6 protein-coding genes and 1 pseudogene are annotated in these 8,054 nt (G+C 66.0%); 4 read left to right on the forward strand and 3 right to left on the reverse strand.

Annotated features, from left to right (window positions below; translation table 11 throughout):
* Positions 1 to 281: 281 nt before the first annotated feature.
* Positions 282 to 2,012 carry a putative bifunctional diguanylate cyclase/phosphodiesterase gene (locus tag D3872_RS02195; RefSeq protein WP_119809275.1) on the forward strand — a complete coding sequence of 577 codons (1,731 nt, stop codon included), beginning with the start codon at positions 282 to 284 and terminating at the stop codon, positions 2,010 to 2,012.
* Entirely contained in the window at positions 2,012 to 3,511 is a 1,500-nt protein-coding gene (locus tag D3872_RS02200) for an HDOD domain-containing protein (protein ID WP_229459114.1), read from the forward strand. The genes D3872_RS02195 and D3872_RS02200 overlap by 1 nt, the downstream gene beginning before the upstream one ends.
* Here D3872_RS02200 and D3872_RS02205 read toward each other — a convergent pair.
* The 3 genes from D3872_RS02205 to D3872_RS02215 form a co-directional block, all read right to left on the reverse strand.
* Complete coding sequence (locus D3872_RS02205) at positions 3,498 to 4,658, reverse strand: MFS transporter (protein WP_119809277.1); 1,161 nt, start codon at positions 4,656 to 4,658, stop codon at positions 3,498 to 3,500. The two genes, D3872_RS02200 and D3872_RS02205, sit on opposite strands and share 14 nt — an antisense overlap.
* A 40-nt stretch (positions 4,659 to 4,698) precedes the next feature.
* Entirely contained in the window at positions 4,699 to 5,793 is a 1,095-nt protein-coding gene (gene aroC / locus D3872_RS02210) for a chorismate synthase (RefSeq protein ID WP_119809272.1), read from the reverse strand.
* A 170-nt stretch (positions 5,794 to 5,963) separates the two neighbouring features.
* Positions 5,964 to 6,416 carry a CBS domain-containing protein gene (locus tag D3872_RS02215; RefSeq protein ID WP_119809273.1) on the reverse strand — a complete coding sequence of 151 codons (453 nt, stop codon included), beginning with the start codon at positions 6,414 to 6,416 and terminating at the stop codon, positions 5,964 to 5,966.
* Between the two features lie 166 nt (positions 6,417 to 6,582).
* Between D3872_RS02215 and D3872_RS02220 the strand changes: the two genes are divergently transcribed.
* Both D3872_RS02220 and D3872_RS26230 read left to right on the forward strand, forming a co-directional pair.
* Entirely contained in the window at positions 6,583 to 7,893 is a 1,311-nt protein-coding gene (locus D3872_RS02220) for an O-acetylhomoserine aminocarboxypropyltransferase (protein ID WP_119809274.1), read from the forward strand.
* Position 7,894: 1 nt separating this feature from the next.
* Positions 7,895 to 8,054: pseudogene (locus tag D3872_RS26230) on the forward strand (alpha/beta fold hydrolase); the annotation flags it as partial.

The raw sequence follows: 8,054 nt of genomic DNA on the forward strand, positions 1-8,054 counted from the left end.
CCTGTTCATTGCCCGCTCCACGTTAGCGCAAAGATATCATCGAAGCAAGCAATTGCTTTTCAGGCGCAGAAGGGACGCGCGTGCAGGCCTTGCCAAGTGTTGACCCAGGTCAAAATCAAGGAAATCAACCGCTTGGACCGCACTATTTAATGCGTTTTGGCATCTTTCGATGCTACATTCCACTCTACTTTGGTAAACTCGTATGGATCAACAAAGGCAGCCCGGAAACCGTCGAGCCGACGGCCGTGGCAGCCAACGAATAGAAAGCTGTGATTTTCGAGATGCGTTCCAGTTCACCTCCCGTGCCCGGCACGAACCAGCGGCACGAGCCCGACCCGCTCCTTGAAGCGGCGGGCGACGCCGTTTTCGTGCTCGACCTGGCCGGCGCCATCATGTCGGCCAGCCGGCGCGCGCTGCGCCTGACCGGAATCGCCGGCGACCTGCACGGCAGGCTCCTGACCGCGCTGGTGTCCGACCTCGACCAGCCTGCGCTGCGCAACGGCGTCGCCGACGCAGTCTCGGGCGGCCCGGGACCGGTACGCGTCGAAGCGCGCCTGCGCACCGCAGACAAGGAAACCTGGTTCGAATTCCGCCTGTCCCAATATACGGCCGGCGGCACTACGCTCGTACTCGCGGTGGGCCGCGACATGTCGGTCCAGCACGCGACCGAAGAACGCCTGCGCCACCTGGCGACCCACGACGGCCTGACCGAACTGCCCAACCGGCTGCTGCTGTCGGACCGCATCCGCATGGTGATCGCGCAGTCGCGCCGCTCCGGCCAGGGGTTCGCGGTCGCCACCATCGGACTTGACGGATTCAAGAAAGTGAACGACGGCCTTGGCCATCCGGTCGGCGACGCCGTCCTGCGCATGGCTGCCGAGCGCCTGCGCAAGACCCTGCGCGACAGCGACACCCTGGCACGCATCGGCGGCGACGAATTCGTCGCGGTGCTGCCGGGCACCCACACCGAAGCACAGATCAAGCTGGTCACCGGCCGCCTGCTGGCCACGCTGCAGCCGCCCTTCGAGATCGACAAGCACACGGTCTACCTGGGCGCCTCGGTCGGCGTGTCGATCTACCCGCAGCATGCCGAGGACGAAGTGCGGCTGGTGGCGCTTGCCGATGCCGCCATGTCGCGCGCCAAGGAAACCGGCAAGGCCCGCTGCATTGTCTACAGCGCGCGCCAGAGCGGCCCGCCGGAGCACGACATCTCGCTCGAGGCGGCCATGTTCGGGGCCGTGCGCGAAGGCGAATTCCTGCTGTACTACCAGCCGATCGTCGACACGCGCACGCGCCAGATCCAGGGTTTCGAGACCTTGATGCGGTGGAAGCACCCGACCCTGGGCATGGTGCCGCCGGTACGCTTCATCCCGATCGCGGAGACCAATGGCCTGATCAACCTGCTGGGAGCGTGGGCGCTGAAGGCGGCCTGCGTACAGCTCAAGCAGTTCCAGGAAGCGGCCAAACGCCAGCTCTACATCTCGGTCAACATCAGCCCGCGCCAGTTCCGCAACGATAAATTCCTCGACGTGCTGGACGACGCGCTGGCGTTCTCCGGCCTGGGCGGCGACCAGCTGGTGCTCGAGATCACCGAGGGCACCCTGATGGTCGACCCGGTCCACGCCGAAGCGATCCTGACCCGCATGGCGGAGCGCCGCGCGCGCATCGCGATCGACGATTTCGGCACCGGCTACTCCTCGCTGGCCTACCTGAAGCGCTTCCCGATTTCGGTACTGAAGGTCGACCGCGCCTTCATCAAGGACCTTCCGGACGCGCCGAAGGACGGCGCGATCTGCAACGCGGTGCTCGACCTGGCCAAGCACCTCGGCCTGTCGGTGGTGGCGGAAGGCGTTGAAACCGAAGACCAGCTGCGCTACCTGGACGAGCGCGGCTGCCAGTATGTGCAAGGCTACCTGACCGGCAAGCCGATGCCGGCCCACGTAGCCATGGCGGCCCTGACGGAAGACATGTACACGGCCCTGTTGCCAACCGACCTGCGGGCGGGGACTTAATGACGACGACACCAGCAAATCAAACCCCGGCCATGAGCGCCGACGCCACCCTCGCCCTGCTGTGGGAGCGTATCCGCCGCCAGGGCGACATGCCGGGCTTCGCGCGCGCCATCCACGCCATCCTCGGCGCCATGCGCGGCGAGGATGAGCACGAATTCAACATGACGCAGACGGTGCTGACCGACCCGGTACTGACCCAGAAGGTGCTGCGGCTGGCGAACAGCGGCATGTACGCCGCCTTCGGCCAGCGCATCAACACGGTGTCGAAGGCGGTGCTGGTGCTGGGCACGGAAACCATCGGCCACCTGGCACTCGGCCTGAAGCTGATCGAAGAACTGTCGAAATCGGCGCCCGATGCGGCCGACGCCCACGTCGAGATGGAAAAGGCAGTGCTGGCCGGGATGGTGGCGCAGCAGGTTTCCGCCTGCGCCGGTCCGCGCGAGTCGGAAGAAGCGGTGGTCTGCTCGATCCTGCACAGCCTCGGGCGCATGATGGTGTCGTTCTACATGCCGGAGCGCTGGGTGCTGTTGCGCGGCCGTGTCGGCGCGACCTGCTCCGACACCGACGCCGCTTCGCTCGAAGTGCTTGGCATTTCGCTCGAAGGCGTCGGCCAGGCGGCCGCCGCCCATTGGGGCTTGCCGAAGAACCTGATCAACGGCATGCGCTGCATCGAACCGGGAGAGCGCGGCGACAATTTCAGTCACGAGCAGTGGCTGGCGGCGGTATCGACCATGTCGTCGGCCTGCGCCGACTGCCTGTGGGACGACGAACCGGCAGGTGCCGAAGCGGTGGCGCGGCTGGCCGCCGAGTTTTCCGCGATGCTGGGCATGGCGCCGGACGCATTGCTTGTCGCCATCGAAAAGGCCAGGGTCGCAGCCGCGGCGGACCTGTCGATCGCGCCGCTGGCCAAGCCGGCCGAGAAGCGCGCCAGGGCGGCGGCATCGACCCGCCTGCGCGCCGAAGGCAACAAGATCCTGGTCAGCGGCGTGGCCGACATGCGCGACGCAATCGCCAGTGCCAGCCCGGGCCAGATGATGTCGATGGCGCTCGAAACGGTCTACCAGGGCCTGTCGTTTACCCGCGCCATCGCCTTCCTGCGCAACCGCCGCGAGCAAAAATACCTGGCCAAGATGGGCTTCGGCGAAGGCGCCGCGGACCTGATTCCCGTGCTTCGCTTCGACGACACCTACCAGCCGAACGTGTTCCACGCGGCCTTGAACAGCGACCGCGTGATCTTCATCGAGAACGCGAAGGACCCGAAATTCGCGGCCAAGCTGCCCAACTGGTGGCTGTCGTCGCTGTCGGATGCGCGCAGCTTCGTCATCCTGCCGCTGTGCGCGAACGGCCAGCCGGCCGGCTTCATCTACGGCGACTGGGACGACAGCTTCCCGAGCATCCAGCTAAGCCAGGCCGAATTCGCGATGATGAACGACTTGCGCGCGCTGGTGGTGCAGTCGGTCGAGCGGCGCCACCAGCTCGACGCCGTCAAGTCCGGGTGAGCGGCCGCGCGGCCTCCCACCGGAACGACAGCGCCGCGGCCGCGGCGCCGGCCAGCGACAGGCCGGCCGCGGCGTAATACACCGCTTCCGGCGCCACCTTTTCCCAGCACGCCGCCATGAACAACCCGCCCAGGGTGCCGCCCACGCCGTAGGCGATGCTGATGAACAGCGCCTGCCCGCGTGCCTGCAACGGTCCCGCAAACCAGCGCTGCATCGCCATGATCGACGCCGAATGGTGGGCCGCGAAACTGGCCGCATGCAGCAGCTGCGCCGCCACCAGCACCGCCAGCGATCCTGCCCCTGCCCCGATCATGGCGAAGCGCGCGGCCGCCACGGCGAACGCGAACAGGATCACCTTGCGCGGATTGAAGCGGCGGAACACCGAGGCCTGGAAGTAGAAGAACACGACTTCCGCCGCCACGCCCAGCGACCACATGGCGCCGGTGACAGGCTTGCTGTAGCCGATGCGCTGCAGGTACAGCGAATAGAACACGTACAGCGAGGTGTGCGCCGCCACCGCCAGCGCGGTCGATGCGAAAAAAGCGATTACTTCGGGCTGGCGCAGCACCGGCCCGAGCGGCGGCGCCGGCTGCGGCGCCTCGGTGCGCGGCGCTTCGCGGATGCGGAAACTCGCTGCCAGCACGCACAGCAGCATGGCGCCGGTAATCCACGGGAAGGCCTCCACGCCCAGCCACTCCAGGCCGTACGAGGCGATCATCACCGCCACGATGAACCCGATCGAGCCCCACAGCCGGATGCGTCCGTAGTAACTGAGGTCGCCCTTCATCTCGGCCAGCATCAGCGCCTCGGACATGGGCGTAAACGCGCTGTTGAACAGGTTGAGCGCCACCATCACCACGAAGAACCAGGCAAAGCTGTGGCCGAAGAAGATGCCCACGAAGGCGAAGCAGGCGCACAGCGCGGTCAGGCGCAGCACCTTGATACGCTGCTGCGTGTGGTCTCCGACCCAGCCCCACAGGTTGGGGCCGAAGATGCGCATCACCTGGACCAGCGAAATGAGCACGCCGATCTGCGGCGCGGTCATGCCGCGCGCGGCGAAGAACAGGCTGACGTAGGTGATGAAGGTGCCCGCCTGCGCGTACATCACAAACAGGAACACCGAGAAGTTGAAGAACTGCCTGGGCATGTACGGGCGCGGCAAGGCGGCACGCCTGCCGCGGATCGGATCAGTTGATTTTCGGAGTCGCCACGCGCACGTCGCCGCACTGTGCGCGGTGCATCAGCGCGTGGTCGATCAGCACCAGGGCCAGCATCGCCTCGGCGATCGGGGTGGCGCGGATGCCGACGCAGGGGTCGTGGCGGCCGAAGGTTTCCACCACCGCCGGCTTGCCGTCCTTGTCGATCGAACGGCGCGGCGTGCGGATCGACGAGGTCGGCTTGATGGCGATCGACACCGTGATGTCCTGGCCGGTCGAGATCCCGCCCAGCACACCGCCGGCGTTGTTGCCGACGAAGCCTTCCGGGGTCAGTTCGTCGCCGTGTTCCGATCCCTTTTGCGCGACGCTGTGGAAGCCCGCGCCGATTTCGACGCCCTTGACCGCGTTAATGCCCATCATGGCGTAGGCGATGTCGGCGTCGAGCTTGTCGTAGATAGGCTGGCCCAGGCCGACCGGCACGTTGTGCGCCACCACGTCGATGCGCGCGCCGATCGAGTCGCCCGCGCGCCGCAGTTCGTCCATCGCGTCTTCCATGCGCGCGATCAGGGCGGCGTCGCCGCTGGCGGCGAAGAACGGATTGGCGTGCACGTGCTCCCAGCCCTGGAACGGCACGGCGATGTCGCCCAGCTGGCTCATGCAGCCGTTGAACACGGTGCCGTACTGCTGCTGCAGCCACTTTTTCGCCACCGCGCCGGCGCCGACCACCGGCGCGGTCAGGCGCGCCGACGAACGGCCGCCGCCGCGCGGGTCGCGCACGCCGTACTTGTGCCAGTAGGTGTAGTCGGCATGGCCGGGACGGAAGGTCTCGGCGATATTGCCGTAGTCCTTGCTGCGCTGGTCTTCATTGCGGATCAGGAGCGCGATCGGGGTGCCGGTCGTGACGCCCTCGTAGACGCCGGACAGGATCTCGACGCGGTCGGGCTCCTGGCGCTGGGTGACGTGGCGCGAGGTGCCCGGGCGGCGCCGGTCGAGCTCGGGCTGGATGTCGGCTTCGGACAAGGGCATGCCGGGCGGGCAGCCGTCGATCACGCAGCCGATCGCAGGACCGTGCGACTCGCCGAAGGTTGTAACGGAAAACAGCTTGCCGAATGAATTGCCGGACATGATGAGCGAAGGTGGGATGTCGAAAAGCTCATTCTACCGTACGCGAGCTAATGCTGTCGGCAGTGGCCGCCATCCCGCCCTCAGGACCGGCATGGCGGGTTTCGAAAGATCGGGCCGCTTGCGTTATTTTATTCTCGAAGTTAACGAAAAAACAACGCAAGCCGGGGGACTCAATCTTCCTGCGTGGTCTCGGCCGGCCAGTCGCGGATGTAGGCCTTGAGCATGCGGTTCTCGAAGCTCTGGGCTTCGAGCACGGCGCGCGCCACGTCGTAGAAGGAGATTACGCCCAGCAGGGTCTTGGCATTCATCACGGGCAGGTAGCGCGCGTGCTTTTCCAGCATCATGCGGCGCACTTCGTTGACCTCGATGTCCGGCGTGACGGTGATCGGATGGTCGTCCATGTACTTGCGCACAGTGCCGTTGCCGACGGTGCCGCCGTTCGTGTGCAGCACCTTGATCACTTCGCGGAAGGTCAGGATGCCGACCAGGTCGCCGAACTCCATCACGACCAGCGAGCCGATATCCTTTTCAGCCATGATGTTGACTGCATCAGCCAGCGGCGCGTCCGGGGTGACGGTGTAAAGGATGTTGCCTTTAACCTGGAGGATTTCAGAGACTTTCATGGTGGTCACCCGTGGGAAGAATTTATCTGTGAACTTGTCGAACTGTAAGCTTTATCCGACTGTAGCCTAAGCGTAGCAAAAAATCCAGCATTGCGAAAACTCAAAGCATTCCAGCGCATGCCGGCCGTGCTACGATGCCGCCCATTCAAATTTCTGGATGAACCCCATGAGCGGTCCTAAATACCCAGGCTTCGACACGCTGTCGCTGCACGCCGGCGCAGCGCCCGACCCGGCCACCGGCGCGCGCGCCACGCCGGTTTACTTCACCTCCTCGTTCGCGTTCAAGGATTCCGACCACGCGGCCTCGCTGTTCAACATGGAGCGCGCCGGCCACGTGTACTCGCGCATCTCGAACCCGACCAATGCCGTGCTGGAAGAACGCATCGCGGCGCTGGAAGGCGGCGTGGCGGGCATCGCGACGGCCAGCGGCCAGGCCGCGATGCACCTGGGCCTGGCGACCATCGCCGGCGCCGGCTCGCACATCGTGGCTTCGCGCGCCCTGTACGGCGGCTCGCAGAACCTGCTGGCCTACACCATGAAGCGCTTCGGCATCGACACCACCTTCGTCGATCCGCGCGACGCCGACGCCTGGCGCAACGCGATCCGCCCGAACACCAAGGCGCTGTTTGCCGAGACCCTTGGCAACCCCGGCCTGGATGTGCTGGACATCCCCACCGTTGCCGCCATCGCCCACGACGCCCATCTGCCGCTGATGCTGGACTCCACCTTCACCACGCCTTACCTCCTGCGTCCGTTCGACCACGGCGCCGACCTGGTGTTCCACTCCGCCACCAAGTTCCTGTGCGGGCACGGCACCGCCATCGGCGGCCTGCTGGTGGACGGCGGCACCTTCGATTGGCAGGCGGCCTACGACAAGACCGGCCGCTTCGCCGAGCTGTGCGAGCCGTACGACGGCTTCCACGGCATGGTGTTCGCCGAAGAATCGACGGTGGCCCCGTTCGCACTGCGCGCGCGCCGCGAAGGCCTGCGCGATTTCGGCGCCGTCATGAGCCCGCACAACGCCTTCGCGGTGCTGCAGGGGATCGAGACGCTCGGCCTGCGCATGGACCGCCACGTGTCCAACACCCGCAAGGTGGTCGAGTTCCTGCTCGCGAATCCGGCGGTGGAGTCGGTGTCGTATCCGGAACTGGACTCGCACCCGGACTACGAACTGGCCAAGCGCCTGCTGCCGAAGGGCTGCGGCGCGGTGTTCTCATTTACGCTGAAGGGCGACCGCGCAGCAGGGTGCCGATTCGTCGACGGCCTGAAGGTGTTCTCGCACCTGGCCAACGTGGGCGACGCCAAGTCGCTGGTGATCCACCCCGCGTCGACCACGCACTTCCGGGTGCCGGCCGAACAGCTGGCCGCGTCCGGCATCAGCGAAGGCACCATGCGCCTGTCGGTCGGCCTCGAAAACATCGAGGACCTTATCGAAGACCTGGCGCGCGGCCTGAAACTGTCGCAGAAGGGAGCCTGAGATGAACCTGAACGTACAGGGCCTGCAGGCCTACTGCTACACCGGAGGCAAGGCCTTCGACCCGGCGAAACCGACTACGGTCTTCATCCACGGCGCCCAGAACGACCACTCGGTCTGGGCGCTGCAGTCGCGCTACTTCGCCCACCACGGCTTTAACGTGC

Source organism: Massilia cavernae, assembly GCF_003590855.1.
Classification (GTDB): domain Bacteria; phylum Pseudomonadota; class Gammaproteobacteria; order Burkholderiales; family Burkholderiaceae_D; genus Telluria_A; species Telluria_A cavernae.

What these genes read in the sequence shown, in the direction of transcription:
- D3872_RS02205 (WP_119809277.1), bottom strand. Translation starts at nt 4,658, where the DNA reads ATGCCCAGGCAGTTCTTCAACTTCTCGGTGTTCCTGTTTGTGATGTAC.
- D3872_RS02220 (WP_119809274.1), top strand. Translation starts at nt 6,583, where the DNA reads ATGAGCGGTCCTAAATACCCAGGCTTCGACACGCTGTCGCTGCACGCC.
- D3872_RS02215 (WP_119809273.1), bottom strand. Translation starts at nt 6,416, where the DNA reads ATGAAAGTCTCTGAAATCCTCCAGGTTAAAGGCAACATCCTTTACACC.
- D3872_RS02195 (WP_119809275.1), top strand. Translation starts at nt 282, where the DNA reads ATGCGTTCCAGTTCACCTCCCGTGCCCGGCACGAACCAGCGGCACGAG.
- aroC (WP_119809272.1), bottom strand. Translation starts at nt 5,793, where the DNA reads ATGTCCGGCAATTCATTCGGCAAGCTGTTTTCCGTTACAACCTTCGGC.
- D3872_RS02200 (WP_229459114.1), top strand. Translation starts at nt 2,012, where the DNA reads ATGACGACGACACCAGCAAATCAAACCCCGGCCATGAGCGCCGACGCC.